The 24,891-nt window shown below is 60.2% G+C and carries 19 protein-coding genes; 6 read left to right on the top strand and 13 right to left on the bottom strand.

Annotated features, from left to right (window positions below; genetic code table 11):
- Positions 1 to 2,402: lectin-like protein (locus WAW39_RS17375; protein ID WP_422320451.1), on the top strand; the 2,402-nt coding region annotated here is incomplete at its 5' end.
- Between the two features lie 613 nt (positions 2,403 to 3,015).
- Here the strand turns inward: WAW39_RS17375 and WAW39_RS17380 are convergent.
- The 3 genes from WAW39_RS17380 to WAW39_RS17390 form a co-directional block, all read right to left on the bottom strand.
- A complete protein-coding gene (locus tag WAW39_RS17380; protein ID WP_422320452.1) occupies positions 3,016 to 3,969 on the bottom strand; it encodes a hypothetical protein in 954 nt (317 codons plus the stop codon).
- Positions 3,970 to 4,179: 210 nt separating this feature from the next.
- On the bottom strand, positions 4,180 to 5,784 hold the full coding sequence (gene nadB, locus WAW39_RS17385) for an L-aspartate oxidase (RefSeq protein ID WP_422320453.1): 1,605 nt from the start codon (positions 5,782 to 5,784) through the stop codon (positions 4,180 to 4,182).
- A gap of 47 nt (positions 5,785 to 5,831) precedes the next feature.
- Positions 5,832 to 6,950 carry an aldo/keto reductase gene (locus WAW39_RS17390; RefSeq protein ID WP_422320454.1) on the bottom strand — a complete coding sequence of 373 codons (1,119 nt, stop codon included), beginning with the start codon at positions 6,948 to 6,950 and terminating at the stop codon, positions 5,832 to 5,834.
- 149 nt (positions 6,951 to 7,099) lie between these two features.
- On the opposite strand from WAW39_RS17390, the gene WAW39_RS17395 reads away from it, so the two are divergent.
- Positions 7,100 to 8,287, top strand: coding sequence for a PDDEXK nuclease domain-containing protein (locus WAW39_RS17395; RefSeq protein WP_422320455.1), 1,188 nt, complete (start codon positions 7,100 to 7,102; stop codon positions 8,285 to 8,287).
- 11 nt (positions 8,288 to 8,298) lie between these two features.
- On the opposite strand, the gene murG is transcribed toward WAW39_RS17395, so the two are convergent.
- Genes murG through rsmH form a run of 10 tightly spaced genes read right to left on the bottom strand, consistent with a single transcriptional unit; the run spans position 8,299 to position 20,404 of the window.
- Positions 8,299 to 9,414: an undecaprenyldiphospho-muramoylpentapeptide beta-N-acetylglucosaminyltransferase gene (gene murG / locus WAW39_RS17400; RefSeq protein WP_422320456.1), complete on the bottom strand. Its 1,116-nt coding sequence runs from the start codon at positions 9,412 to 9,414 to the stop codon at positions 8,299 to 8,301.
- A gap of 14 nt (positions 9,415 to 9,428) precedes the next feature.
- Positions 9,429 to 10,589, bottom strand: coding sequence for an FtsW/RodA/SpoVE family cell cycle protein (locus tag WAW39_RS17405; protein WP_422320457.1), 1,161 nt, complete (start codon positions 10,587 to 10,589; stop codon positions 9,429 to 9,431).
- Between the two features lie 18 nt (positions 10,590 to 10,607).
- Positions 10,608 to 11,792 carry a LysM peptidoglycan-binding domain-containing protein gene (locus tag WAW39_RS17410; RefSeq protein ID WP_422320458.1) on the bottom strand — a complete coding sequence of 395 codons (1,185 nt, stop codon included), beginning with the start codon at positions 11,790 to 11,792 and terminating at the stop codon, positions 10,608 to 10,610.
- A 44-nt stretch (positions 11,793 to 11,836) separates the two neighbouring features.
- Positions 11,837 to 13,141: a UDP-N-acetylmuramoyl-L-alanine--D-glutamate ligase gene (gene murD, locus WAW39_RS17415; RefSeq protein WP_422320459.1), complete on the bottom strand. Its 1,305-nt coding sequence runs from the start codon at positions 13,139 to 13,141 to the stop codon at positions 11,837 to 11,839.
- A 5-nt stretch (positions 13,142 to 13,146) separates the two neighbouring features.
- The gene (gene mraY / locus WAW39_RS17420) at positions 13,147 to 14,292 is read right to left on the bottom strand and encodes a phospho-N-acetylmuramoyl-pentapeptide-transferase (RefSeq protein WP_422320460.1); all 1,146 of its coding nucleotides are present in this window, start codon (positions 14,290 to 14,292) and stop codon (positions 13,147 to 13,149) included.
- Positions 14,289 to 15,653 (bottom strand): UDP-N-acetylmuramoyl-tripeptide--D-alanyl-D-alanine ligase, encoded by a 1,365-nt coding sequence (locus WAW39_RS17425; RefSeq protein WP_422320461.1) that lies wholly within the window; start codon positions 15,651 to 15,653, stop codon positions 14,289 to 14,291. Before WAW39_RS17425 ends, mraY begins: the two co-directional genes overlap by 4 nt.
- On the bottom strand, positions 15,650 to 17,233 hold the full coding sequence (locus tag WAW39_RS17430; protein ID WP_422320462.1) for a UDP-N-acetylmuramoyl-L-alanyl-D-glutamate--2,6-diaminopimelate ligase: 1,584 nt from the start codon (positions 17,231 to 17,233) through the stop codon (positions 15,650 to 15,652). Before WAW39_RS17430 ends, WAW39_RS17425 begins: the two co-directional genes overlap by 4 nt.
- Complete coding sequence (locus WAW39_RS17435) at positions 17,230 to 19,092, bottom strand: peptidoglycan D,D-transpeptidase FtsI family protein (RefSeq protein ID WP_422320463.1); 1,863 nt, start codon at positions 19,090 to 19,092, stop codon at positions 17,230 to 17,232. Before WAW39_RS17435 ends, WAW39_RS17430 begins: the two co-directional genes overlap by 4 nt.
- Entirely contained in the window at positions 19,089 to 19,475 is a 387-nt protein-coding gene (locus WAW39_RS17440; protein ID WP_422320464.1) for a hypothetical protein, read from the bottom strand. Before WAW39_RS17440 ends, WAW39_RS17435 begins: the two co-directional genes overlap by 4 nt.
- Positions 19,472 to 20,404: a 16S rRNA (cytosine(1402)-N(4))-methyltransferase RsmH gene (gene rsmH, locus WAW39_RS17445; RefSeq protein WP_422320465.1), complete on the bottom strand. Its 933-nt coding sequence runs from the start codon at positions 20,402 to 20,404 to the stop codon at positions 19,472 to 19,474. The genes WAW39_RS17440 and rsmH overlap by 4 nt, the downstream gene beginning before the upstream one ends.
- A gap of 635 nt (positions 20,405 to 21,039) precedes the next feature.
- Here rsmH and WAW39_RS17450 point away from each other — a divergent pair.
- The 4 genes from WAW39_RS17450 to WAW39_RS17465 all read left to right on the top strand — a co-directional run bounded on the left by WAW39_RS17450 (position 21,040) and on the right by WAW39_RS17465 (position 24,483).
- Positions 21,040 to 21,681 carry a hypothetical protein gene (locus WAW39_RS17450; RefSeq protein WP_422320466.1) on the top strand — a complete coding sequence of 214 codons (642 nt, stop codon included), beginning with the start codon at positions 21,040 to 21,042 and terminating at the stop codon, positions 21,679 to 21,681.
- A 322-nt stretch (positions 21,682 to 22,003) separates the two neighbouring features.
- Entirely contained in the window at positions 22,004 to 23,053 is a 1,050-nt protein-coding gene (locus tag WAW39_RS17455; RefSeq protein ID WP_422320467.1) for a sugar phosphate isomerase/epimerase family protein, read from the top strand.
- Positions 23,054 to 23,600: 547 nt separating this feature from the next.
- Positions 23,601 to 23,963 carry a hypothetical protein gene (locus WAW39_RS17460; RefSeq protein WP_422320468.1) on the top strand — a complete coding sequence of 121 codons (363 nt, stop codon included), beginning with the start codon at positions 23,601 to 23,603 and terminating at the stop codon, positions 23,961 to 23,963.
- A gap of 169 nt (positions 23,964 to 24,132) precedes the next feature.
- Positions 24,133 to 24,483 (top strand): hypothetical protein, encoded by a 351-nt coding sequence (locus tag WAW39_RS17465; protein ID WP_422320469.1) that lies wholly within the window; start codon positions 24,133 to 24,135, stop codon positions 24,481 to 24,483.
- Positions 24,484 to 24,891: the final 408 nt, after the last annotated feature.

Here is a 24,891-nt window from a genome sequence, read left to right on the forward strand (position 1 = left end):
CCCCATGGGGCATGATCGCCGCCGCCCTCATCGTCATCGGCGTGGCCGCAGTACTTCTCTTGCGGCGTGGTGAGCCGCCTCCGTCTCCACCTGCACCCGAAGTCGCCCAGGTCGAGCCCGCCAAACAGGAACCTCCTCGACCACCATCCAATCAGACGTCACCGAACGCGACGGCCCCCGCACCGGTCGTCGTGCGCACCGATCCCAATGCCCCCAAGGGCAGCCCGCTGTCCAAGCTTCCTGTGCTGAGTTACAACGGGCACCACTATCAGATCGTGGACGAACGGATGAACCAGCTCGACGCCCAAAAGCATGCGCAAAGCCTCGGCGCCCATCTGGCCACGATCAACAGTCAGGCTGAGCAGAACTGGATGAACCGCGTGCTGCCTCCCTTTTTGAAACAGGTTCCGCAATCCATGGCCACCATCGGCGGCCTGCGCAAAACGGGAGTCTGGCAGTGGGTCACGGGAGAACCTTTTGAATTCACCCGCTGGGAGAATACCACGACCGCCTCATCTGAGCCGGAAAAAAACTTCGTTCTGAAAATCACCGCAACATCCAATACCAAAGCGGAGTGGGGCTTGGGCGGTGTCACTGCCGGACGCGCCTTCATTCTCGAATGGGATGCCGCACCATCAAAAGCGCCCGCCCCCGCGCCCGTCCCTCCGCCACAACCCGTGGTCGAAAGCGCTGGCGCGAAACGCCTGCGCGAACTGGATGCCAGCTTCCGTGCCGCGCTGGAGCGTGACGTGCTGGCAGTTCACCGCACCGCGCTGGACGACTTGAACACCAAATACCTCGCCGCTTTGGATCGTGCGCTGTCAGCCGAGACAGCCGCTGCGCGCCTGCCCGAAGCGCTTGCCCTGCGTGAGGAACAGCAGCTCATCAAAAGCCACAGCCCGCTGCCTGCAGAGGATGCTCCAAATCTCCCTGCGCCGCTGAAAACGCTGCGCTCCACCTACCGCACCAGCCTGCGTCCCATCGAGACCACCCTTAACAACGGCATCATCACCCTCTTCTTGAAGTACGAGGAAGTACTGAAGGCCGTGCAGGCGGAATGGACCCAGGCCGCAAAGTTGGATGACGCCAAACTCGCCGATGAACGGATCGCCAGTCTCTCCCGCGAACGGGCCGCGCTGCTCAGTGAGGCCAAGGAACTCCTGCCCGCAGGCAAGGAGATGGTGCTGCAAAAAAACGACCGCTTCATTTCTGCGGAAAAGTTCACGCCGCCCGTGGAGTTCACCCTCGTGCTGAAAACTCAAAAGGACGATCTGCGCCTGGCCTACACCGCCAGGCAGGTGATCTTCAATTGGGAAAAAAATCAGGACGAACTCCGCATCGACAAAGATCCCGCCGGTGCCCGGCATGTGCCCGGCATGGGACGCATCCCTGAGGACACCTTTGTCACCATCCAGTGGCGCATCATGCCGCACATGCAGAGCATCAGTGTCGATGGCAAACGTCGTCTCCTCCACTTTGGCGACTACTCCAAAGTGGACAACCCGCTGGAAATCTTCCCGCTGAACCACGCCGTCACGATCAAATCCGCCAAGGTGAAAACGCTGGATCTCCAGACCGTCGAAGACCAGATCTCCAGCACTCCCGCAATGCTGGACCCGTTTCTCAACAAAGCCGAATGGACTGGCAAACTCACAATTCCTGCGGGCACCTACCATCCCCTGCGCCGCATCGACATCGGTGCTCCCGGCAAAAAAGACCCCGGAGCCAATTACGACGAGCAGCGCGCTGATGTCACCAGCCTCCCCGGCATGCGCATCGAAAACGTCCGCTTCCATCTGCGTGAAGGCTCCTGGCAGGCCGTCGGCGGCCATTTCCGCGATGTAAAGATCACCGCCGATCTCGGTGGCAGTTTCGATGCACGCGACAGCCTGTTTCAGGACTGCCTGTTCGCCAAGGAAGGCCCTTGGGGAACAGCCTACTTCAGCACCAAATGGCACTTCACCAACTGCGTGCTCCTCGGCTCCTTCATGCAGGGCTGGAGAGTGAGCGACGTGGGCATGAAGCTCGACTCCTGCACCCTGCTCGACCTCGATCTGGGCCCCATCGTGTTTCGGGAGGATGCCAGCACCGAGTTGACCAAAGACTGGCTTAGCATCCAAAACTGCCGCTTCATCAACTGCCGTGTCCCCGAAAGCTTTGCCCTCGCCACCCGCAACTGCGTTTTTGAAAAATGCACCTTCGGCGCCCCCGAAGAAAAGCTGCCGGCCAAATCACCGCTCAACGCCACCATCTACGTGCAGGACTGCACCAACCAGCCCCAGACCGGCCCCGGCCGCACCATCGAGGCCAAACCCGCCACCCAGCTCACCACCAAGCCCGGCGCCACCCTCCCCTACCTCTTCAAAAACGGCCAGCTCGACTTCCAAACTCCACCTCAATAAGTCAGGCATTCGCCGGCGTGTGATGGATATGGTGACAGCCCGTCCCTCCGAATATGGACTGCGGTTGCGAAGTGAGGAACGAACGCAGCTACCGCTTTCGACGGACTCGGTGGCGCACGCGTACCAGAAAAAGCTCGAATGCGGGAGCCGGTAATCCTTCGCCAGCCGTTCTGCTCACCCACACCACGGGCCACTCGAAAGCCACAGCTCCGCATCCGCCCTCCAAAAGCGCTTCTCATGGCCTCAGGCTAAAAATGCCACTCCTTCCGGAACTCAGTCTCGGAAAATGCCATAGCGTAGGGCAACGCCCATGACGTTCAAAGTCTCGGAGGACAGGGATCGTCCCGATCCCTCACGCATCTCACCGCCCACCGCTTCCGCACATAGCGCATTCAAATAATTTCATAACCTTCTTGGTGCATAACATCGTGAGGACATTGAGCGAATCCCCTCTCCCCACCGACGATATTGCAATGCCCAAGACCTTCTTTGGGGAACCGTAGCGAAGCGGAGATAGACGAAGTCAAAGGTAAGGGTGAGGGGATTCGCTCAATGCCCGCACGATGGCCTGAGTTTCCACTCATCCATCACCCCAAACACTTCGCATCAAAACTCACCGCGCAGCCCCGCTCCCGTTCTGCTGGAAGTAAGCGTCACGCATGCGGCGCAGCTCCTCCAGCCGGGAGGAAATTTCCGTGTGCTCACGTGCCTTTTCGACCTTCTGCTGCGTCACGAAATGATTGTTGCTGCCAAGGTTCCGCCACGGACCGGCGGGCACTTCACTCACATCCACAAAACGCCAGTCGCAGCGCCCGCTGCTGGAGATGCCAAGGTAGTCACGCACTCCAGGCGAGATGTCGATCCCCGCACCGCGGTTGCTTGTGTTCTTGGGGCGTGCATTGCCGAAAACGTAATCATGGTCATCCGTCACAAAGGGGCCGCAGTCCTCCCACTGCGCGTAGCAGACGCGGTTGCCGTAGCGAATCGCGATCCACTGCCCTTTCAGCACCGTTTTGCCGGACCGCACAAACTTCTGCTTGAACCACGGGATCACTCGGGAGGCCTCGGGCTTGTGCGAATTGTAATCGATGCAGTCATTGTACGGCAGCGCCACATAAAACGGGTTCTGCTTCGGCGTGAATCCTACGGGCGTGTAATTGTCCGTCCGCTTCGTCGGATCGGGATCATCATAACCGCCGAAGTTTTGCATCCACTGCGTGTCCCAGGAGCTTTTGTCGTTGGGCGTGGGATTGTTTTCCGTCGGCTGCTCCCCCACCCAGAACACCGTGGCCACGATGTCCAGCTTCCACGGATAGCGCGCGTATCCCAGATGCGGCATCGACGAGCTGAAACTGGGCACCGTCGCGGAAATGTTGCGTGGAGGCGATGATTGAGTCTGCGCAGGCGCGGCGGATTTGCTTTGGGCAGTCGGAGCAGTCCCCGCCTTTTTCAACGCCGCAGCAGCTCCTGTGGCTGAAACCGAGGACGCCCCCTGACCAAACGCCGACACCGCCGCCACGAGTGACGCGACGACGACGAATGAACTGAGTGAGCGTTCAGCGAGCATGGGGGTGGAACCTAATTGCGAGAATTGTAGCAGCTTACCATGGTAAACTGCAATCTGTAATTCACCATGTAAGGCGCAGCTGCCAGGTGGGGAAAGCGAATCTCAATCCACCAAACAACCGCGCTAAATCATGGACAGATCAGGCCCTGCGCTGTTCAAAACCAGCGACTTGCCCGCCATCGGACCAAAGCGGGAGCGGCAGCAATAATTTCAATAACGGCGCAACGTGGAGTCCTGCGGGGCCCGCGTGTCATCCGTCTGCGGATAGTCCAGCGTGTAATGCAGTCCCCGGCTTTCGTGTCGGCGGATGGCGCATTCCACGATGAGGGACGCCGTTTCCACCAGGTTGCGCAGTTCCAAGATTTCGCTGGTGACGTGGTTGTTCCAGTAAAACTCCTGCACCTCCCGCTTGAGGTTGCGCAGACGCGCCGCCGCACGCTGCAGACGCTTGTTCGTGCGCACGATGGAGACGTAATCCCACATCAAACGCCGGATTTCATCCCAGTTGTGGTAGATCACCACGAGTTCGTCATTTTCCACCACCCCGCTGGTCTGCCAGGGACGCAGTTCGTAGCTCTGCTCGGCGACTTTTCCCTGCGGGATCTTTTTGATCAAATACGCCACGGCGCGCTGCGCGGTGACGCAGCACTCCAGCAGCGAATTGCTCGCCAGCCGGTTCGCCCCATGCAGCCCGGTGCAGCCCACCTCGCCCACGGCGCAGAGCCCCCGGATGCTCGTGGCCCCGTTCACGTCCGTCAGCACGCCACCACATTGATAATGAGCGGCAGGCACCACCGGAATCGGCTCCTTGGTGATGTCGATGCCGACATCCAGACAGGCCTTCTGAATGTTCGGAAAGTGGCTCGCAATGAATTCAGGCGGCCGATGACTGATGTCGAGATAGACACAGGGGCCGCCGGTCTTCTTGATCTCATGGTCGATCGCGCGCGCCACAATGTCACGTGGCGCCAGCGAGCCACGCGGATCATACCGCTGCATGAACTCCTGCCCGTCTTTGCCGATCAAACGCGCCCCTTCACCCCGCATCGCCTCGCTGATGAGGAAAGAACGCTTCTGCGGATGGTACAGGCAGGTCGGATGAAACTGGATGAACTCCATGTCCGAAATCGTAGCCCCGGCGCGCCAGGCCATGGCCACACCATCACCCGTCGCCACCATGGGATTCGTGGTGTACAAATACACACGCCCACACCCGCCGGTGGCAAGGATCACTCGATCCGAGCGGAAAGTGTGTACTTCCCCGCTGGTCTCATCCAGCACATAAAGCCCGAGCACACGGTCCTCAGAGACGAGGCCAAGCTTCGCCGTCGTCAGGATGTCGATGGCGTAATGGTTTTCGTAGATCGTGATGTTCGGATTGACACGCACGGCTGCGAGCAGCTTCTCCGTGATCTCCCGTCCGGTGGCATCCGCCGCATGCAGCACACGGCGCGCGGTATGACCGCCTTCCCGGGTCAGGTCAAACTCCAGATGCCCGTCCACCGCCTCACGCTGGTCAAAATGCACGCCCCACTTCACCAGATCGGCGATGCGCGCCGGCCCTTCGCTCACGATCGTGCGCACAGCGGCCTCTTTGCACAAGCCTGCCCCGGCGATGAGCGTGTCGCTCACATGCTTCTCGATGGAGTCATTCTCCGACGTCACACAGGCGATGCCGCCCTGCGCCCAGTTCGAGTTCGAGTCCAGCGCACCGCGCTTGGTGATCATGACCACCTTGCCATGCTCGGAGGCATGCAAGGCCGAGACCAGTCCGCCTGCCCCGGTTCCGACGATGATAAAGTCTGCCTCAATCATGAATTGTGGTGACTCTTTCGTCGCGGAACCGCCAACATGCAAACGTACTACCAGCTTGTTCCCAAACTCCAGCGCGTCGCGAGGTCCAGCAGATCCGGGCGCAACGGCCATTCATCGGCACGCGGCTCCTGGCCTTCATGGCGGTGGCTGGCTCCCTTGAGCGCCATGCAGCCGGTGTTGTCACCGATCTGACGGATCGTTTCGATCTCCTCAGTGGACAGGCACTGCTCCGGCAAAGCGGCAAGATCATCCAGCTTGCTCTCAATCGTGCGGGCGCCTTCACCGTGCTCCTGGATCAGGGTCGGCACCACGCTCTTCACCGCCGTGTTGCCCAAGGTCCACAAACAGGCGAGCTGCAGCATGGACAAGCCATGCTTCTCCGCAATCGGACGCACTTTTTCAAGCTTCTCGATCCCATGTTCAATCCAGTCGCCCGGACGGTGCGTACGGTGGTCCCCATCACGGAATTTGTGGCCCGGCTTCACGTCATCGTGAAACAGACCGCCGTAATCCACCACCCGCGCCAAAATATCCACATTGTTCTTCGCTGCAGCTCCCAGCACATGCTGGCCCGGCCAGGGCTCCAAGGGATTCAAAATGATCATCGCCCAGTCCATCCGGTCACCGAAACGCTCAAAGCACTCGATCATGTCCAGCGTGAAACCATTCGCCGGCCCAGGTGCGATGCCCAGGCGGTCCGTCAGGCCGTCCGTTTTGAGCGCCGTAAACGCATCCCACACCTTCTCGCTCGTGTAGCTGATGCTGTCCGGGTTGTGCAGCATGAGCAGGTCAAACTTCGAAGTCTGGCAGCGCTCCAAGCTCTTCTCCGTCGCCATCTTCAGGTAGTCGTAATACTTCTCCGGCCCGCGCAGCGTCGGATCCGTGAAACGCGGGTAGCCACGCGACCCCTGCCGGATGCCCTCATAAATGTCATGACCCACGATGCCCACGAGGCAGTATTCCTCACGCGGGATGCCCTTCAACGCCTCGCCCAGCAATGCATCCGCACGGCCCACGCCATACACATCTGCCGTGACAAACGTGCGCACGCCTTTCTCAAATGAATCGCGCATGAGCTGCATGTAATGCTCCTCGGAGAGCTGTTCTCCGTAGTGCATGAAGCGTCCGCCGCTCCAGGTGCCGTAGGCTGTTCGTGTCAGATTCATAAAGGGTCAGGTTGGGGTTTGAGGGGGGAGGATACATAACGATTCCGCCCTCTGTTTCAAACACGGATCATCCCTGAAACCACCAACGCCCATGATTTGACAAAATTAGCCAGCTGCGACACCTCGCCAGAGTCCACCTCCTCCGCCTCATGAAAAAGCCGTCCGCCAATCGCAAAACCAGCGCCCCGGCCCAGGCGAAGCCAGCCAGCCTCACCCCTCTCCTCACCGAAGTCCGGCAGCTCATCCAGAGCGCCCGCCGCGGCGTGTCCACCATCGTGGACACCTTCCAGGTGATGACCAACTTCGAAATCGGCCGCCGCATCGTCGAACACGAGCAAAAAGGCGCGAAGCGTGCCGCGTATGGCGCGGAGTTGCTCAAAGAGCTTTCCGCGCGGTTGTCGGAGGAGTTTGGGCGTGGCTTTTCCAAGAGCAATTTAGCTGCAATGAGGGCTTTTTATCTCATGTGGTCAGAGCGGGTTCAGATTTTCCAACAGCCTATTGGAAAATTGATCGAATCCGAGATTTCGAAGCAATCAGCTGAAAAATCGGTGCCAGCCAGGATTTGCCAGCAGCCTATTGGAAAATTGGCAGTAACATCAATTTCCGAACAGCCCATTCGGAAATCTCCCTTCACCCTGAGTTGGACCCACTACCAAATCCTCCTCACCGTCAAAGACCCCGACGAACGCAGCTTCTACGAAATCGAGGCCACCAACGCCGGCTGGTCCGTCCCCGAACTCAAGCGCCAGAAAGCCTCCTGCCTTTACGAACGCCTCGCCCTCAGCCGCGACAAGGAAGGCATCCGCAAGCTCGCCCGCGAAGGCCAGCTCATCGTCCGGCCTGAAGACTTGCTGAAGGAGCCGCTCGTCCTCGAATTCCTCGGCCTCGATGACAAAGCCAGCTACTCCGAGAACGATCTGGAACAGGCCATCATCGACCGCCTCGAACACTTCCTTCTCGAACTCGGCAAAGGCTTCCTCTTCGAGGCCCGCCAGAAACGCTTCACCTTCGATGAAGACCACTATTTCGTCGATCTCGTCTTCTACAACCGCCTCCTCCGCTGCTACGTCATCATCGACCTCAAGCTCGACAAGCTCACGCATCAAGACCTCGGCCAGATGCAGATGTACGTAAACTACTACGACCGCGAGGTGAAGCTCCCCGATGAAAACCCCACCATCGGCCTCCTCCTCTGCAAGTCCGCCAAAAAGACGGTCATCGAACTTACCCTCCCCCAAGGCGCGAACATCCACGCCAAGGAGTACAACCTCTACCTGCCGTCCAAAGAACTGCTGAAACAAAAGCTCGATGAGTGGAGCGCCGCCGTGACCAAATAACCGTCAGCCCCTCACCCCGCCGCCGTCTTCACCAGCAGATCCGCGATCTTCTCGGCCGAATTCTTCACCGCAAGCTTCAGCGCCGCCTTCTTCATCTCACCCGCCTTGCGCGGGTCATTGATGATGCTGCGCACGGCATCAGCCAAAGTGTCGGCGTTCAACTCACTCTCACGTATCAGTCTGGCTGCCCCCGCCTTGTCAAAAATCTCCGCATTGCGGGTCTGGTGATCCTCCGCGGCATGCGGATACGGCACCAGCAGGCTGGGCACACCAAAGTAGGCCAGCTCTGACATGGATGAAGCGCCCGATCGCGCAATCGCCAGATCCGCCGCGCGATAGGCCAGATCCATGCGATGGCAGAAGGCCGCCACGTGCTGCTTGAGCATCGGAATCTTGGCGTAAACGTCCCTCACCTCTTCGTAATCGGTCGGTCCGGCGATGTGCAGCACCTGGATGCCCATTCTCTCAAACTCTTCCAGCGCCATGCCCACGGCACGGTTCACTCCGCGCGCGCCCTGGCTGCCGCCCATGACAAGCAGCGTGCGCCGGTCCTTGTCCAGCTTGAAGAAGGCACGCGGGTCGTCGCTGTTCGCCTTGCGCATGCTGCTGCGGATCGGCGTGCCCACCACGCGCACATCCCCATGCTTCGGGAAGTGCTCCTTGCAGGCTTCGAGGCCGCACAGCACGATGTCGCTGTAGCGTGCGTTGAGTCGGTTCGCCTTTCCGGGGATGGCGTTGCTTTCGTGAATCAGCGTATGGCAGCCCTCTTTGCGTCCGGCATACAACGGGGCAAAGGATGTGAACCCGCCCATGCCCAGCACCACATCCACATCGTGGTCGCGGATGATCTTCCGGCAGGCCTTCGTCCCCTTCCAGAGTCCCTTGAGGAAGCCGAACATCTTCGGCGACCACGGTTTCGGCATCGCCAGAAACGGCATCTTCTCAAACCGCAGCTCCGGGTGCCCCGAGGCGGCCAGGGTGTCGATCTTCTTTTCGCTGATCAGCAAAGTCACGTCGTGACCTCGGGAGGCAAGCACCTCACCAACGGCTATCCCAGGGAACAAATGCCCCCCGGTGCCACCACACGCGATAAGCACGTGGATGGACTTCGAATTTTTTTGTTTCACTAAGATTCAAAAGGCTAAAGCTGTGGAGTCCAGCGGCGCTTTCTGCGGATCACGGGAAGCTGATCCCAGGTCAGATGAACGCCCTGGCGGTGAATGTTGATCAGGATGCCGACCGCGACCATCGCGGCGACGAGACTGGACCCTCCGTAACTTACGAATGGCAGCGGCAATCCCTTGTTCGGCAGCAAAGCAGTGGTTACCCCCATGTTCAAGAGCGCTTCCATTCCCAGCAAAAATGTCAGTCCGGCACCTAAAAGCTTGCCAAACCGGTTCGGCGCGTACGCAGAAACGACCATTCCTGCCATCACCAGCACCGCAAAAGCCAGCACCACGGCCGCCGTCCCCCGCAGTCCCAGCTCCTCCCCCACCATCGGGAAAATAAAATCCGTATGTGCCTCAGGCAGGTAGGAGAGCTTCATGCGCCCCTCTCCCAGGCCGCGCCCTTCCAGCCCGCCGGACCCAAACGCCAGCTTGGACACCCACTGCTGCAAACCCAGGTCCTCCTTGTGGTTTTCGAGGTCAAAGGTGACCATGATTCGCTCAAACCGGTTCGGCAGAAACTTGACCCCCGCCGCGAGTCCGCCACCGCAGAGCACGACGATGATCGCCAGATAGCGCATCTTGGTGCCCGCCACAAACATCACGCCAAGACCCACCGCCGAAGCCAGCAAAGCACTGCCAAGGTCAAATTCACAACCGATCAAGGCCACGATGCCCACCAGGATCAAACCCGGCAGCACAAAACCACGCCAAAATGTACGCGTCAGCTCCTGGTGCATCCCAAACCACCCGGCCAGGGCGATGATCAGCGCGATCTTCGCAAATTCAGACGGCTGCACACGAAACCCGCCCACGCCCAGGGCCTGCAGCCCGATCCAGCGCCTCGATCCATTGATTTTCACCCCGATCATCGGCACGTAGCACAGCGCCAGCAGCACCGCAGCAGCGATCAGAATATGCCAGCGCCAGCGCATCCACACGTTGTAATCCACCACGGCCATGATCACGCACACCACCGTCGCAGCCCCCAGCCAGCCAAGCTGCCGCCACAGGGTCACGTAATCTTCCCCGCCCTCATGCGCGACCTGAAACGTCGTGCTCGCCAGCATGGTGATGCCCAGCGCAATCAATGACAGCGCCGCAAGCAGGAACAGGAGGATGGAATATTTGGCCATGAAGCCGGAAACGAGAATTTACTTCGCAGGGATCACCAGCTTCATCCCGTCACGCATGGAGTTGGGATTCTTGATGTTGTTCGCCTTCTGAATCGCGGCCACCGAGACACCATACTTCGTGGACAGGCGGTACAGCGTCTCGCCGGACTTGAGCGTGTGCGTGCGGCCAGAGGATGCCTTGGCCGCCGTTTTGGGCGGAGCGTCAGCCGCCACTTTTTTGGTCGGCTCGGCCTTCTTCGTTGCCGGAGGTGCCTCGGCGATCTTTTTCAGCATCTGCGTCGGCGGCGGCACGGGGTTTGGCTTCACCAGCGGCTTGGCTTCTGCTTTCGCCACGGGCTTGGGTTCATCACGATCCCGGTCCCGCGGCCTCACAGCTTCCACCTTCGGTGCGTTTTCCTGCAGCAGTGAAACAACATTCGGCTTGGTAGGCGGTGGCAGCGCTACGGCAGCACTGGCAGGCGGTGCAGATGCCGTGGCCGGTGTGTCTGCTTGTGCCACGAGCGAGACCGTCGCAGGCGGCGCTTCGTTCGGAGCCACCAGCGAAATAGGCGTCATGGTGGCCGCGGACAGACTGGCAGGTGCCTCAGACGGCTTCACGGCCTCGCTGGGGACTTTCGTCGCCGGGGGCTGGTCGCGGACCACGGGGACGGCCTTCGGCACGTCTTCCACGATCGCCATCGGCTTCAGCGTCTTCGGATTCACGGGGATCGCGCTCGGCACGGCCTGCTTCGGCACGCGCAGCATCGTTCCCGGGCCAATCTGGATTCCCTTGTCGATCAGGTTCAGCCGGGTGATCTCCGCTTCCGTGGAGCCAAACTTGGCTGCGATGGACTTGATGGAGTCCCCGGACCGCATCTCGTAGTTGTCATACTGCTCCGTGTCCGCCGCCGCCTGCGCCTGCGCAGTGACGACTTCCGGGGAGGCCATCGGCAGTCCGTTGCCAGTGCTCACCGCACGTGCAGCCTGCGTCACCGTCTGCTGCGGCTTCGCGTCATCACCCATGAAATCATAGATGATGATGCCGCCGATGAGGACGACGTGGATCAGCAGCATGACCACAAACATGCGCGCCATGCCTGAGTTCGGCTCATGCTGGTTCCATTCACCCTCTTCCGTCACGAGCGCCACCCGGTGGCGGTGCCGCTCACCGTCCATCAGGTTCAGCAGCAGCTTGGTTTCTTTGGGCTTGGGTTTCATCTTCATAGGACCTTGGGGTCTGGGATTGTCGGGATTGGGGGTCTTTAAATTCAATTCAAGGCCTTCACGGCCTCACGAAAAACTTCACCGCGCTGGGCATAGCCGGTGTACATGTCAAAAGAGGAGGTGCCGGGGCTGAGGATGATCGCATCCCCCGCCTGAGAAACTTCCGTGGCCAGACGCACCGCGTCCGCCATGTCGGTGGCGCACTGGCAGGGCAGCAGATCGCCAAAGGTTTGCTTCAGCTGCTCGGCGATCTCGCCGATGAGCACCATCGCACGCACCTGGCCGTTCAGCTCCGCGCGCAGCGGCGTGTAGTCCAGTTCCTTGTCTTTGCCGCCGGCAATCAGCACGATCGGGCGCTCCTGCGAACGCAGGCAGGCTTCCAGCGCATGCAGGTTGGTCGCCTTGGAGTCATTGATGTATTCACGGTCGTGAAGTGTGCGCACCAGTTCGCAGCGGTGCCTTGGCGGCTCATAGCTCTCCATCGCCTTCAGCATGCTGGCGTACTCCAGCCCAAACACGCGTCCGGTCATCAGCGCGGCCAGCACGTTCTCCATGTTGTGTTTGCCACGCAGTTTCAATCCGCTGGCGCTGCCGATCTCCTCGCCCAGATGATAAAAGCTTCCGGCACTGTAGGTGTAGCCCGCCTCCTCGCCATAGGCGGAGAAGGTCCAGCGCTGCGCTGCGCCGGACGACACACTCTCACCCGCGCGTACGATGGCCACATCGTCCGCCGTGACGTTTTCAAACACACGCGCCTTCGCGGCAAAGTATGCCTCCATGTTCGGATAACGATCCAGATGATCCGGTGCAAAGTTGAGCCACAGGCTGGCCTTTGCACGGAAGTCACGGATCGTCTCAAGCTGGAAGCTGCTGATCTCAAGCGCGAGCACATCGTAACGTACGCCGCTGGCGACGACTTCACTCAAGGACACCCCATGATTGCCGCAGGGCAGCGATTTCATGCCACAGCCGTTGAACAACGCCGCAATCAGCTCCGTGCAGGTGCTCTTGCCGTTCGTGCCGGTGATCGCCACCAGCGGCATGTCGGTCAGGTGAAAGGCAAACTCCGTTTCACCCACCAGCGGCACGCCTGCATCCGTGAACTTTTTCGGCAAAGGCCAGTGCTCATCCAGCCCGGGGCTGATGATCACCTGCTGAAACTCACCGGGCTTGACCACAAGATCACGCGCCGCCTGGCCGAGCACGCAGCGGAAATCCTCGACCTGCTTCGCCTTGTCTCCCTCGTCAAAAATCGTCACCTCTGCGCCATGCAGACGCGCCAGACGGGCGGCTCCGAGGCCGCTGCGTCCAGCACCGAGAATGGCAAAATGTTGTGAGGCGAAGCGCATGAAAATTATCGAAGCTTGAGCGTGGCAAGACCGAGCATGGCGAAGAGAAGCGAGAGCACCCAAAAGCGCACAATGACCTGGTTCTCATGCCAGCCGCCCAGTTCAAAATGATGATGAATCGGAGCCATGCGGAAGATGCGCTTGCCGCGCTTCTTGAAGCTCCAGACCTGCAGAATGACGCTCATCGCCTCCATCACAAACACGCCGCCCACGAGGGCCAGCACGATCTCCTGCTTGCACCCGATGGCCAGCGCCGCAATGCAGCCGCCCAACGCCAGCGAACCCGTGTCTCCCATGAACATCTTGGCCGGATGCGCATTGAACCAAAGGAAGCCGAGGCAGGCGCCCGCCATCGCCATCGCCACGATGGGCAGTTCATTGGCCAGGCTGTTGTGCGCCACGCCGAGGTATTCAGAATACTTCGCGTTGCCGCAGATGTAGCCAAACGCGGCATACGCCAGCGAGGTGGTGATAGAGCACCCGGTGGCTAGCCCGTCCAGGCCGTCCGTGAGGTTCACCGCATTCGAAGCCCCAACGATGATGACGGCAAAAAATGCCACGGCAAAAAGGTGCATGTCCGGAATCACCGCATCCTTCACAAACGGAATGTAAAGCGCGCGCAGCGTGATGCCGTTGTCTCCCGGCACCGCATAGGCAAACAGCAGCCCCGCCACCACCGCCACCGAGGTCTGCCAGATGAGCTTGGTCCGGGCGCTGACGCCCTTGGAGTTCTTCTTGCTGATCTTGAGGTAGTCATCCCGGAAGCCCAGGGCGCCGAGACCAATGGTGGTGAACAGCACTGTCCACACCATGATGTTGTCCCACTTCGCCCACATCAGCGTCGAAATCACAATCGCCGAGAGAATGAGCAGGCCGCCCATCGTCGGCGTCCCCGCCTTCTTGCCGTGCAGTTCATGCAGCTTGTGCACTTCCTCCGCGGTGCGGATTGGCTGGCCCATCTTCAACGAGATCAATTTCCGGATCAGGCGGTCCCCATACATCAGCGAAAGCGCAAACGCCGTGACTGCAGCGCCACCGGCACGGAACGTGTGGTACTTGAAGAGATTGAGAATCTTGTACAGAGCGGCGTCATCGCTGATCCATTGATGAGCGAAGAGCCATTCCCTGAGTTCGTAAAGCCAGTACATCATGAGGCGGAAAAATGCGTGAGGACCTGTTCCATGCGCGCGGAGCGGCTGCCTTTCAGCAGCACCACGTCTCCTTCGCGCAACCACTCACGCAGACGTGCGGCACAAGAGGCTTGATCGGAAAAATGTTCGGAGGGCACCGCTTTCGAGGCTTCGGTGATCCATGCGGCTTCGTTGCCGCCCACGCTGAACACGGCGTCCAGCTTGAGCGAACCGGCAAACTCGCCCACTCGGCGATGTTCCGCTTCCGCTATCGGCCCCAGCTCACCCATGCGGCCCAGCACCGCCACACGGCGGCTGCCAAAAGAACCCAGCGTGCTCAGCGTGCGCAGCCCGGCGATCATGCTGTCTGGGTTCGCATTGTAGGAATCATCAATGAACTGGATGCCATTCACCACCTTCGGCTCCACACGCCCGCCGGTGAGCTTCGCCTGGTTCAATGCATCCGCGATGTCCGCAGGCGCAATGCCCTGCCTCCAGCCCATGCAGGCGGCCAGCGCGGCATTGCCCACCATGTGCTCGCCGAGAATCGGCAGACGCGTTTCCACCTTCTCACCGCCAAAGTCGAGCGTGAAGGTCGTGCCGGTCGCATCCGCGCGCAGATGGGTGGCCGCCACATCGCCGCATCCCACACCCGCCATCGAGACACTGCCCTGGCAGTGACGCGCGATGACCTCGCTGTACTTGTCATTCGCATTCAGCACCACCACGCCACCGGCACGCACATTCGCTGCCAGCGTGCCCTTTTCCCAGGCGATCGCGTCCTGCGTTCCCATGAATTCGATGTGGGCCATGCCGACGTTCGTGATGATCCCCGCATCCGGCTTGGCGATGTCGGTGAGCACTTTGATTTCACCCGGATGGTTCATGCCCATCTCAGTCACGCAGCACTGGTCGCCTTCACTCAGCGAAAGCAGCGTCAGCGGCAGGCCGATGTGATTGTTCAGATTGCCAAAGGTCGCACGCGTCTGGCATTTGCGCGCCATGATCACGGCCGTTAGGTCCTTGGTCGAAGTTTTGCCGTTGCTGCCTGTCAGGCCGATGATCAACGGCGCATGATGATCGCGATACGAACGCGCCATGTCCTGCAAGGCCAGCAGGGTGTCACCCACCTCGATCACCGCGCACGGCAGCGTGCCCCAGGCCGGTTTGACTTTGCTGACCACCACGGCCGCCGCACCAGCCGCAGCCACCTGCGGAATGAAATCATGCGCATCAAACTTGTCGCCCACCAGCGCCACGAACACCTCGCCGGCGGTGATTTTCCGCGAATCGGTGTTCACATTCGTCACCAGACGCGCACCATCACCACGCAGGGTCCCTGCGGCAAATTGGGCAAGCGTCTGGAGTGAAATGGGAATCATCGATTGAATCTGTCAGGTCGGTCAGGGCCAGGACGATCGGGTCGGTCAAACCCGCCACGCATGGCCTCGCGTTCAGCCTCTTTTTCTTCGCGCTCGGCAGCACGTTCAGCTTTGAGTTGGTGAAGGAAGTAGCGGGCGATTTTGCGATCATCGAATGGATGCTTTTTACCCTGAATGTCCTGATAGTCCTCGTGCCCCTTGCCTGCAATCAGCACCAGATCGCCGTCCCACGCATTCTTCATCGCCGTCTGGATGGCCTCACGGCGGTCCATGATGATGGCATGCTTTTGCGGACGGGCGAAGCCGGCCTTGGCGTCGTCCAAAATCTGCTGCGGATCTTCGGTGCGCGGATTGTCGGAGGTGAGCACGCAGATGTCGCTGCCGGCTTCTGCAGCGGCGGCCATCTTCGCACGCTTGGAGCGGTCCCGGTCTCCTCCGCAGCCAAACACCGTGATCAGACGGCGCGGACGCAGCGCGCGCGCGGTGCGCAGGGCGTTCTCCAGACCGTCCGGCGTATGCGCATAATCAACGAAGACATTGAAGCGTGAATTTTCGGACACTCGTTCCATGCGCCCCGGCACCTGCGGTGCGTTTTGCAGGCTCTTGATGGCTTCACGCAGGTTCAAGCCGACGCCCTGGGCCGCTGCGAGCGCGCCGAGTGCATTGTAAACGTTGAAGTCGCCAATGAGCGGCAGGCGCACCAGAAAGCTGCGGCCTTTCGCTTCAAGCTCAAACGTCGTGCCGTTCATGTCATAGCGGACGTTGATGGCGCGATACTCACAGCCGACTCCGAAGCCGAAGCGGACGACGCGGCCGGTGTGCTCAAAACGCTGCACAAGTTTGCGTCCCCAGGAGTCGTCACCGTTGATGATCAAGGCCGAGCGCTTCGATGAATCAGCGGTAATCTGAAACAGCTTCACCTTGGCCTCGAAGTACTTCTCCATCGTACCGTGGTAGTCCAGATGGTCCTGCGTCAGGTTCGTGAAAATGGCGGCCGCAAACGGCAGGCCATAAATGCGGTCCTGATCCAGCGCGTGGGAGGACACTTCCATGACGCAGGCGCGGCAGCCGTTGCCACGCATGCCTGCCAGCAGACCCTGGATTTCGAGGGATTCGGGCGTGGTGTGGGAGGCAGGCACGTGCTCACCGTCACCGAGATCGTAAAACACCGTGCCTAGCAGTCCGCTGCGCATCTGCGCAGAATTGAACAGGTGGTGCAGCAGAAACGCCGTGGTGGTTTTGCCATTCGTACCGGTGATGCCGGCAATGGTGAGACCTTTGGCCGGAAAGCCGTTCAGCGTCGCAGCAGCCTGCGCAAGAGCGATGCGCGACTGCCGCACATGCACCCACGGCACCGTGCAGTCATCCGCCGGTGCCTGTTCGGCGATGATCGCCGCCGCACCGAGTTCGATCGCCTTGCCAATGAAGGCATGACCATCCACATGCGTGCCACGAATGGCGACGAAGGCGATGCCTGGACCAACCAGACGCGAATCGTACGCGAAGCCGGTGATGTCAGTGTCGAGACTGCCGGAAACCGCCGGCTTGTCGAGATAGGGAATAATGTCGCGAAGTATCATTGAACGCCTCCTTTGGCTGCCACCTTGACGGGGCGTTCGTTGCGGATGGCCAGATGATCCAGCGTCTCCCGCACCACTTCAGAAAAAATGGGTGCCGCGATGCGGCCGCCACGCACCATCGCGGAGCTTTCGGCCTTCGGGTCGTCGAGCATCACGAGGCAAACGAGCTTGGGGTTGTCGATCGGGGCCATTCCCACAAAGGAGGTCAGATAGGTTCCGTCGATGTAACGTTTCTTCTCAGGATCGTAACGGCGGGTGGTGCCCGTCTTACCACCGACGCGCACCTCAGGCAGCGCCGCGCGCTTGCCGGTGCCTTCAGTGACGACGCCTTCGAGGAAATCGCGCAGGGTGGCGGCGGTCTTTGCCGTGCAAACCTGCCAGACAGGCTGCGGCGGCATGATTTCAGTGTCGCCGTTCGGCTTGACGATGCGGTCGATGAGCCGCGGTTTCATGAGCACGCCGCCGTTGGCAATGGCTCCATAGGCCATGCACATCTGCAGCGGGGTGACTGATACTTCATATCCAATAGGCATGCGTGAATAGGTGGTGTTGCTCCACTTGCCGGTATTAAGGCGGCCAGCTTCTTCGCCGACGAGTCCGATTCCGGTGGGAGCACCAAATCCAAACCTTGTGGCATAGTCGAGCATCATGTCCTGTCCAACACGTTTGCTGATTTTGTACATGCCAATGTTGCTGGAATGGACCAGCACCCCCTTGACAGTTTGCATCCCCAAAGGTTCGTCATCACTGAGTTTCACCTTCCTCACCGGGTCTTCAAAGTGCATGTTGCCGCAGTCGATCATCTCCCCCGGGCTGACTTTGCGGTTGTCCAGCGCCGCCGCCAGGGTGACGACCTTGAAAATGGATCCCGGCTCATAAGAACCCGCGATGACGTGGTTGGTCCAGGTGCTGACATCCGGGTTGCTCAGATCACGGTGCGGCCGCGCCGCCATGGCCAGCACGGTGCCCGTGGACGGCTCAGTCACGACGATCACCACCCGGCGGGCTTTGTTGGCCTTCCAGGCCCGCTCACAAATCGCCTCCACGTTGTCCTGCAGCTGCATGTCGATGGTAAGATGCGTATCGCTACCGTTTTGTGGTTCAATGACTTGCGTGCGATAAGAAGGAAGTTCGTGCCCCGACTTGTCACGCTCGATCAACTGCTCCCCGGCAACCCCGGTGAGCTTGGCATCCATGAGCTTTTCGACTCCCCAGCGCCCCTTGTTGTTGACGTCGGTGTCGCCCAGCACCAGCGACAGGCGATCCTGGGCCGGGAAACGGCGTGCCACTGTAGGCCGCGTGTAGATGCCGAAGACATGCTCATCCTTGAACAGCTTGCTCCACTGCTTCGCCGTATCTTCATCCACCAGTTTCGCGAGGACGACTTCCGGTTTGTCCGAGTCAATCTGGCTGCGGATTTCCTTCTCGGACTGCGGGAGGATGCCCGCCAGCACCTTGGCCACATGCTCATGGTAGGCGGCAATCGTTTCCGCCTCGCTCAGCTGTGCACGCAGTTCCACGGCCTTCACACCGCGGATCGCCGCCAGCTGATGCCTCACTGTGATCAGTTCACGCAGATGCGTGCGGTCCGTGTACAGCTCCCGCACATCTTCATCATGTGCCAGGTATTCACCGCTCAGATCCTTGATCGCACCACGATGCGCAGGCAGCACGATGTGCCGCTGATATTTTCTCGCCGCCAGTCCCACCAGACGCGGCGATTCCTTGATCTGGATGACCGCAAGACGCCACGTCACCAAGGAAAAGCCCGCCAGCAGCACAAACAGCAGCAGCAGCATGCGGCGGCACACCGGACGATCACGGCGGAGCTGAATTTGATTTGGCAGGGGCTGACTCACGGGGCCTTGGGCATGATTTGGGCGACAGACGGATCCGCAGCCGTTGCAGCAGCTTTCGCCGGCGCTTCAGGCAGGGGTTTGAGAAGAAGAATTCCATGCTTCGTGATCGGACGCAGCAGGGTCCCCGCATTGGTGAGGCGCGGCTGCACACGGTCGCGTGTCAGCATCGTCTCAATGCGGTTGTTCAAAGCGAGAATCTCCGCATTCAGCAGGCGCATCTCGGCTTCCACCTTGCGCTGCTCTTCACCGATCGCACGCACCCGGTTCTTGCTCACCACGATGCCCAGGCCCACCAGCGCGAGCGAGGCGACAACAATCAAAATCGCCGTGATCGTGGAAAGACCAAGGCTGTTGCGGTAGCGGTTGCGCGGGCGTGGTTTCATTCGGGGAGTCGTTCGGCGACGCGCAGCACCGCGCTGCGCGCACGTGGGTTCAGTTCGATCTCTTGCGGCGTCGCCTGCACAGGCTTCCGCGTGATAAGTTTCAGTACGCAGTCCGGGTTTTTGCGTGCTTCCGGCCACTCAGGGCGGTCAATAAACGGCGCTGAAAGGTGCTGCAGCGTCTGTTTGACGATGCGGTCCTCCAGCGAGTGGAAGGAAATAACAGCCAGCCTGCCGCCGGGCTTCAGCCAGCGCGGTGCTGCGGCAAGAAAATCATGCAGCGCGGCCAGCTCATCATTCACCGCGATGCGCAGTGCCTGAAACACCAGCGTTGCCGGATGGCGCTTTCCACGCTTCGGCGCTGCGATGGAAACAATCTCAGCCAGCTGGAAGGTCGTGCGGATGGGCTTCGCCGTGCGCGCTTTGACAATCGCCCGCGCAATGCGTCGGGCGTTGGGCTCCTCGCCATACTCAAAGAAGATGCGCATGAGTTCCGCCTCATCCTCGGTGTTCACCAGGTCTGCAGCCGTGCGTGGCGATTCCGTGTCCATGCGCAGGTCCAGCGGGCCGTCTCTCATGAAAGAAAAGCCGCGTGCCGCATCATCAAGCTGATGGCTGGAAACCCCGATATCGACCAGCATCCCGTCAAAACCCGAGACCCCGGTCTCATCCACGATCTGCGGGAAGTTGCGGAAGTTGCCGCGCAGGGCGCAAAACTGCGCCGCATACGGCTTCAGCCGTTCCGTGGCGTGTTTCAGCGCATTCGCATCCTGGTCCATTGCCACGACTCGCGCTCCATGCTGGAGCAGCGCCTCGGAATGTCCGCCCCCACCGAGGGTGCCATCGAAAAAAAGCTTACCCGGGGCAGGCTGCAGCATGGCCACCACCTCCGCCAGCAGCACAGGAGCATGGTAAAAAGGCAAATTTCTCACAGCAACTTCGGATGGAGTAGGTTCTGGCGCATCCCCCCCTCCCCCAGCGCCCTGACGTGTCACCAAGTTACCACGTCCCCACGGCATCAGGTCATCCATGGCGTCTGCGGCACCGAACCAGGCCCATCCGCCCACTTGAGTAAATTCAATCAGTCTGGAAATCCCAGCAAACCATTCCCTCACGAACGACCGCTCCCGTCGGACGGGCCGAGGGAAGAGTCGCGACAAAGGGAAACCTGTTGTTGAGAGCGCGTTCATCAAAGAAGCGGAAGGGCAATGCTGTCGATTGTTCGAAACGTGACAGAAAAATCGTAAACCTAAAATTCTAACCAGTCCTTATAATCGACAGACCGTATTCTTGGCAATCGTCTATTTTCAGAATTTTCATCTTCTTATAGAATGATGATAATACTGTTCATTCGATCAACTAGAGGTTTTAGAGATACCCTCAAATGGAAATGGCCAGTGGATCGTTGTGTCTCAACAACAGCCTTCACCCGCCCCACTTGAAAACCACCTCATACTTTTTTCGACGCCTTAATATTTACATCTCCGTCCCAAGAGGAATCTCGACAGAGGGGCGGCGGTATTGCTAGCCTCGCGGAAATTGAAACAATTCTGACCCACGCACCACTATGGCTAAAAAACCTGCTCCCAAGAAGGCACCTGCTAAAAAGCCTGCCGCATCCAAAAAGCCGGTCGTGGCAAAAAAGAAGCCTGTACCGATGAAGAAAGCAGCCCCGGCCAAAAAGAAAGCAGAAGTGGTGAAACCCAAGGCCGCCGACAAGCCAGCGCCAGCGCCGGCAGCCCCCGTCAAAAAAGCGGAGCCCGCTCCAGTCTTCAAACCCGTCTTTGAAGCACCCGAACCGAAGCCCGCAGCCCCATCCCCCGCACCCGCTTCCAAGCTGGTCATGAAAACAGGCGCAGGCGGTGCCGTGGCCCTGACCATCGCCGCCCAGGCCTCCGCCGGTGCCGCCGCCAATGGCAACTCCCATCCCGCCAATATCCTCGTGCTCGTCAGCAGCAGCGGCTGGCCCGTCACCGATCTCACCAAAGATCACTTCACCCTGATGGAGTACTTCGAAGTCCCCGGCCAGCAGGCCCCCTTCAGCAACAACATCACCTCCTTCCGCAATGTCGGCACCGGCGCCTACCTCCTCCAGGTCAAGCCCATCAACGGCGCCCCCTGGCGCACCGGCCACCACCTCGCCCAAATCCTCGTCTCCTCCGCCGACGACCGCCAGGGCCAGGGCGCCGTTAAGTTGATCATCCGCTGACACCACCGCCTCCTAAAATCGTCCTCGTCCTCGTTCTCCTACTCGTCCTCGATCCATCCGCTCCGCCGCACCTCTTCGAGTCGAGCCCCATAGCACCTCGCTGCTCCACTTCCGGTTCCCCTTTAATTCGTCCTCACCCATGGAGTGACACGCCTCCCCAGCGTTCATGCCTCGGAGTTCTGAACCTCGACAATCAAAAATCGATGGTTCATCAATCGTCAATCCCCCTCCTCGTCGAAGGCCCCGCCCCTGCCTGGCATTCCCCATACTCCCTCCACGATTCCCCATCGACAGCCCCCACGCCTCCGCTAGCATGCGCCGCATGAACCGCCGCTCCTTCCTCGCGCAATCCCTCGCCGCCACCGCTGCCGCCTCCCTCTCCCAGGCTGCCACCGGCTCCAAACTCGCCCTCGGCCTCGATCACTTCGCCGTCCGCGCCACCGGCTGGAAAGCCGCGCAGTTCATCGACTACGCCGCCTCCTTGAAGCTCGACACCATGTTCATCTCCGAACTCCATGTGTTCGAAAACTTCGAAGAAGCCTACCTCAAAAGCCTCAAAGAACAGGCCGATCGCGCCGGACTGAAACTCTACGTCGGCACCGGCTGCGTCTGCAAAACCGCCAACCGCTGGAAGGACACCTACGGCACCCCTGAGGAGCATCTCAGCCTCACCATCCGCATCGCCAAAACCCTCGGCTCCCCCGTCGCACGCTGCTACCTCGGCGATCAAAAAGACCGCAGCAGCGACGGCGGCATCCAGAAGCACATCGAATCCATCGTCAAAACCATCAAAGCCTGCCAGTCCAAAGCCGAAGGCGAAGGCATCAAAATTGCCGTCGAAAATCACGCCGGCGACATGCAGTCCCACGAACTCAAAGCCCTCATTGAAGCCGCCGGCAAAGGCTATGTCGGCGCCAACATCGACCCCGGCAACGCCGTCTGGGCCCTCGAAGAACCCCTCCTCCACCTCGAAGCCCTCGGCCCCCTCACCATCTGCAGCAGCGTCCGCGACAGCATGCTCTGGGAGGACGAAAACGGCGCCGTCGTCCAATGGACCGCCGTCGGCGAAGGCCTTGTCGATTACAAAGCCTACGCCAAACGCTTCGCCGAGCTCGCCCCCGGCGTCCCCCTCCAGGTCGAAACCATCTCCGGCTTCGCCCGCCCCTTCTCCTGGAAGAAAGACGAGTTCTGGAACATCTTCCCAAATCACCGCGACACCCCCATGTTCAAAGCCTGGCTCGACATGGCCAAACGCGGCAAAAAAATCGACACCTTCAAAGCCCCCGACGGCCCCGCCAAAAAAGACGCCGAAATCGCCTACCAAAAAGGCGAAGCCGAACGCAGCTTCACCTGGCTCCGCGCCAATGCGTAGCAGCACTATTTGGAGTGCGGTCGCGAAGCGAGGAACGAGCGCAGCTACCGCTTTCCGCAGGCCCCTCAGCTTCGTTGCCGTCACAACCCGTCCAACACACCACGCTTCCTGACCCGGCGCAGAAGGAACACCGTCAAGGCTCCAACCACTTGAATACCAGCACGTGGTATATCTGCTTGCCTAGACAGCCGCGCCCCATCATCAGCCCCATAGGCCCTGTCCGACCAATTTCCCGGAAGCCCTCCCCAGCCCCCGTTAGCTCCCCCGTCCTCTTTGCCAGCTACGTCCGCAGTCTAAGCCCCGTCTCCCCATGCTCCGCCGTCAGCTTCCCTTCTCGCCGCGCAAATGCCGCACATCTTTTACACTGGCACCCCTCGTTGACTGCATTAATCTCCCTCATTCAATGACCGCCCGACGAAATGAACACACCTCATCTCCGTTGACCCGGATGGTGAATGTGTTGCTGCTGTTGGGCTGGTTGCTGTCTTCGAATGGACTTGCCCCAGCTTTAACCCTCCTTGCCGCAAACTTGGATCGCTGCCACCACGTGAAAGTCGGCAACTCCTCCGAAGGCAAGGTGCGGGTCGTGCTTTCCCATGAGGGCATGGATGCGTCGCAGGCAGTGCATGTACACAGCCGCCTGACCACGCTGATGATGGTCTTTGCTCAAGCAGCCACTTCTCAGCAGTCCGACCACATCCTGGCCTTCCAGTCGATCGAAGATCTCGGCCGTCCCACAGAGCGCGACATGCTCTCAGTCCCCACTAGCATCCCCGCGCCAGCCGTGCAGTACGTGCTGGCAAAGCAGCCCGCCCCACCAAGGCGCGAGCGCAGGGTTCCCCGTGAACAGGCCCCCGCGTGGTCTCCGGGAGTCCAGCTCAAAGCGGGCAAGACCCTGCTGCAGTGTTGAAGACAGGGCGCTGACCCTTTCTTCCCGCGATGCCACCCGCCTGCGGTGGATCGCGCCCCGGCCATGCCTCTCGGCCGCCAGGCTTCATCTTCCCCTGCACACCTCCGCCCTTGCGCGCCTCTCAAACAGCCCACCGACACCTTCCTCACATCCTCAAACCATCATCCTCATGAAACACCTTCGTCTCGCATTCCTCATCCTTTTCGCCGCATCACATTTCCCCATCACCGCCTCCGCCATTCAGCCAAGCGGCACCACCATGACAGGCACTGTCACCAGCGTCGATCACTCCACGCGCTCAATCACTTTCGAGCAGAGCGACGGGAAGCAAATTCGCCACTTCGTCTACGCCCACCAGGCAAGATTCTGGCACGGAGCCCCCGATGCCTCCCCTCAGGCCCTGCGCGCTGGAATGCACGTCAAAATCGATCTTCACGACCCCATTTTTGGCCCTGATTTTGTGAGACACATCGTCCTCATCGCATCCGCCCCCTCCGCCACGGATCATGGAAACAAATAGCTGCGATAGGTAGCCGCCCGCTCCCCTCTGCCACCCTCCACCACATCTCCGGCAGTACGACAGACACTCCTGTCTGTCGACCAGCGCCCCCACAATCCCCCTTCGCCCCCGCAATCCCACCGCAGTCCGCCCATACCCCACACAATCGAACCCGCGTCTGCATACACCTCGCATGCAGCAGAGTTGGTAGGGCCCCGCTGCGTCGGGGCCGAAGTTTCGGGTCTGCAGCGTCGCGGGCGCTCAAAAAGGTTCGCCGTCCACACAATGCCGAAAGCCAGAAGCGGCGCTTGATGGCTCTCAGGCGCATTTCACCCCACATCTTCCCCTCCACCGCATCTCCGGCAGTACGACAGACACTCCTGTCTGTCGACCAGCGCACCCGCAATCCCCCTCGCCCTCCGCACACCC

Source organism: Prosthecobacter sp. (assembly GCF_049294395.1).
In the GTDB taxonomy this organism is placed as follows: domain Bacteria; phylum Verrucomicrobiota; class Verrucomicrobiia; order Verrucomicrobiales; family Verrucomicrobiaceae; genus Prosthecobacter.

Excerpts from the sequence above, each read along its gene's own strand:
- WAW39_RS17380 (WP_422320452.1), bottom strand. The coding sequence starts at position 3,969 with ATGCTCGCTGAACGCTCACTCAGTTCATTCGTCGTCGTCGCGTCACTC.
- nadB (WP_422320453.1), bottom strand. The coding sequence starts at position 5,784 with ATGATTGAGGCAGACTTTATCATCGTCGGAACCGGGGCAGGCGGACTG.
- WAW39_RS17390 (WP_422320454.1), bottom strand. The coding sequence starts at position 6,950 with ATGAATCTGACACGAACAGCCTACGGCACCTGGAGCGGCGGACGCTTC.
- WAW39_RS17395 (WP_422320455.1), top strand. The coding sequence starts at position 7,100 with ATGAAAAAGCCGTCCGCCAATCGCAAAACCAGCGCCCCGGCCCAGGCG.
- WAW39_RS17405 (WP_422320457.1), bottom strand. The coding sequence starts at position 10,589 with ATGGCCAAATATTCCATCCTCCTGTTCCTGCTTGCGGCGCTGTCATTG.
- WAW39_RS17410 (WP_422320458.1), bottom strand. The coding sequence starts at position 11,792 with ATGAAGATGAAACCCAAGCCCAAAGAAACCAAGCTGCTGCTGAACCTG.
- murD (WP_422320459.1), bottom strand. The coding sequence starts at position 13,141 with ATGCGCTTCGCCTCACAACATTTTGCCATTCTCGGTGCTGGACGCAGC.
- mraY (WP_422320460.1), bottom strand. The coding sequence starts at position 14,292 with ATGATGTACTGGCTTTACGAACTCAGGGAATGGCTCTTCGCTCATCAA.
- WAW39_RS17425 (WP_422320461.1), bottom strand. The coding sequence starts at position 15,653 with ATGATTCCCATTTCACTCCAGACGCTTGCCCAATTTGCCGCAGGGACC.
- WAW39_RS17430 (WP_422320462.1), bottom strand. The coding sequence starts at position 17,233 with ATGATACTTCGCGACATTATTCCCTATCTCGACAAGCCGGCGGTTTCC.
- WAW39_RS17440 (WP_422320464.1), bottom strand. The coding sequence starts at position 19,475 with ATGAAACCACGCCCGCGCAACCGCTACCGCAACAGCCTTGGTCTTTCC.
- WAW39_RS17450 (WP_422320466.1), top strand. The coding sequence starts at position 21,040 with ATGGCTAAAAAACCTGCTCCCAAGAAGGCACCTGCTAAAAAGCCTGCC.
- WAW39_RS17455 (WP_422320467.1), top strand. The coding sequence starts at position 22,004 with ATGAACCGCCGCTCCTTCCTCGCGCAATCCCTCGCCGCCACCGCTGCC.
- WAW39_RS17465 (WP_422320469.1), top strand. The coding sequence starts at position 24,133 with ATGAAACACCTTCGTCTCGCATTCCTCATCCTTTTCGCCGCATCACAT.